The sequence below is a fragment of the Streptomyces sp. genome, assembly GCF_050698815.1.
GTDB lineage: Bacteria > Actinomycetota > Actinomycetes > Streptomycetales > Streptomycetaceae > Streptomyces.
In genome coordinates this window covers 1-2,310 of sequence record NZ_JBOHCV010000351.1, presented here as the reverse complement: position 1 = coordinate 2,310, position 2,310 = coordinate 1, and the positions used below count along the sequence as shown (strand labels likewise).

Here is a 2,310-nt window from a genome sequence, read left to right as displayed (position 1 = left end):
TGTCCACGCTGGTCGTGAACAAGATCCGTGGCACCTTCAAGTCCGTTGCCGTCAAGGCCCCGGGCTTCGGTGACCGCCGCAAGGCCATGCTGCAGGACATCGCGATCCTGACCGGTGGCCAGGTGATCTCCGAGGAGGTCGGCCTCAAGCTCGAGTCCACGGGCATCGAGCTGCTGGGCCAGGCCCGCAAGGTCGTCGTGACCAAGGACGAGACCACCATCGTCGAGGGTGCTGGCGCCGCCGACCAGATCGCTGGTCGCGTCAACCAGATCCGTGCCGAGATCGAGAACTCCGACTCGGACTACGACCGTGAGAAGCTCCAGGAGCGCCTCGCGAAGCTGGCCGGCGGCGTGGCCGTCATCAAGGCCGGTGCCGCGACCGAGGTGGAGCTCAAGGAGCGCAAGCACCGCATCGAGGACGCGGTGCGCAACGCCAAGGCCGCCGTCGAGGAGGGCATCGTCGCCGGTGGTGGCGTGGCTCTGCTCCAGGCTTCCAGCGTCTTCGAGAAGCTGGAGCTGGAAGGCGACGAGGCGACGGGCGCCCAGGCCGTCAAGCTGGCCCTGGAAGCCCCGCTCAAGCAGATCGCGATCAACGCCGGCCTCGAGGGCGGCGTCGTGACCGAGAAGGTGCGCAACCTGAAGCCGGGTCACGGCCTCAACGCCGCGACCGGCGAGTACGTCGACATGCTCGCCGAAGGCATCAACGACCCCGCCAAGGTCACCCGTTCCGCGCTGCAGAACGCCGCCTCCATCGCGGCGCTCTTCCTGACGACGGAAGCCGTCATCGCCGACAAGCCGGAGAAGGCCGCCGCCGGTGGAGGCGACCCGACCGGCGGCATGGGCGGTGGCATGGACTTCTGATCGCACGCCGATCAGAGGCCAGGCCCCGTAGCCGACGTAGGTCTCGCTACGGACCGAGGGCGGCACCCCGAGCACATGGGGGTGCCGCCCTCGGCGCGTCACGCCGGTCCGATCCTCAGTCCCTGCGTGAGTCCGTGCGCCCGGCCCGTAGCAGCGCCACCAGCGCGATGCCGGCCAGCAGGGCGACGGCCACGCTGAAGGCGATGCCGGACGTACGCAGTCCCACGGCGTCGGCCGCCAGGCCCTCGCCGACCACGGGGAGGGACAGCGCCACGTAGAGCACGACGAAGAAGGTCGAGGCCACCGCGGCCCGTTGCCCGGCCGGGGCCTCGGCGTTCACGGCGGCGAGCCCGGCACGGAAGCTCATCCCCTGGCCCAGCCCCGCCACCACCCCGGCGCACATCAGCAGGGCGAACGACTCGACCGCCAGCCCGACCGCCAGCAGCCCCATGCCCACGATGAGCCCCGCGCAGCCCACCGGCAGCGACGCCCGGCCGAACCACGGCACCAGCGCGATCTGCCCGAGGGTCGACGCGGCGAACACGGTGAAGACCACACCGCCGGACAGCGCGAGGCTGTGCATGCCGAGCACCGTGCCGAGGAACGAGGGCGAGACCGCCGTGAACAGCCCGAGCACCGCGAAGCCCGCGAATCCGGCGATCGCCGCCCGCACGAACGTGCCCCGCATCGGCGCGGGCACGGTCGGCCGCGTCACGCGCAGCGGTGGGCGGCGGCCCGCCTCGACCGCGACCGGTTCCGGCATGAACCACACCCCGACGGTGGCGACGGCCAGCATCCCGAGGTGCACGGCGTAGGGCAGTCGCAGCGGCGCCGGGGCGAGTTGGGCGAGCACCCCGGCCAGCAGCGGGCCACTGCCCAGCCCGCCCATGTTCACCGCGGTCGCCACCAGAGAGGCCCGCTCGGTCGCCCGCCGGCCAGCCAGGTCGACCAGCGCCGCAGTCGCCGTACCGGTGAAGATCCCCGCCGACAGCCCGGACAGCACCCGCCCCACGAACAGCAGCGCCAGTCCGTGCGCGAAGAGGAAGACGACCGCGCTGAGTGCGGCACACGCCAGCCCCGGCAACAGCGCCCGCCGCCGCCCGATCTCGTCCGACAGCCGTCCGAACACCAGCAGCGCCGCCAGCACCCCCACCGCGTACGCGGCGAAGATCACCGTGATCATCAGCGTGGAGAAGTGCAGTTGGCCCTGGTAGAGCACGTACAGCGGGGTCGGCAGCGTCGTGCCGACCATCGTCACCGCGAACGCCAGCGCCACCAGCCAGAACGCCGCCGCGGGCGAGCCCGTATGCCGATGGCGTACGGTTCCGGCTCCGCTGGCTCCCTCGGCTTCCATGGCTCCCATGATCGGCCGATCCGGCTCCCGGGGCGAACGCCGCTCCCAACAGCCCCTGCCGCGTTGCTGGTTTGCGTTAGGCCGATCGGGCTACTC

At 71.7% G+C, this 2,310-nt stretch carries 2 protein-coding genes; one reads left to right on the top strand and one right to left on the bottom strand.

Going from position 1 to position 2,310, the window contains the following annotated elements; all coding sequences use genetic code 11:
* A partial coding sequence (gene groEL, locus ACRDP3_RS12840; RefSeq protein ID WP_431517035.1) for a chaperonin GroEL occupies positions 1–860 on the top strand: 860 nt, incomplete at its 5' end.
* A 115-nt stretch (positions 861–975) separates the two neighbouring features.
* Here the strand turns inward: groEL and ACRDP3_RS12835 are convergent.
* Positions 976–2,214: an MFS transporter gene (locus ACRDP3_RS12835; protein ID WP_431517034.1), complete on the bottom strand. Its 1,239-nt coding sequence runs from the start codon at positions 2,212–2,214 to the stop codon at positions 976–978.
* Between the last annotated feature and the right edge of the window lie 96 nt (positions 2,215–2,310).

Excerpts from the sequence above, each read along its gene's own strand:
- ACRDP3_RS12835 (WP_431517034.1), bottom strand. The coding sequence starts at position 2,214 with ATGGAAGCCGAGGGAGCCAGCGGAGCCGGAACCGTACGCCATCGGCAT.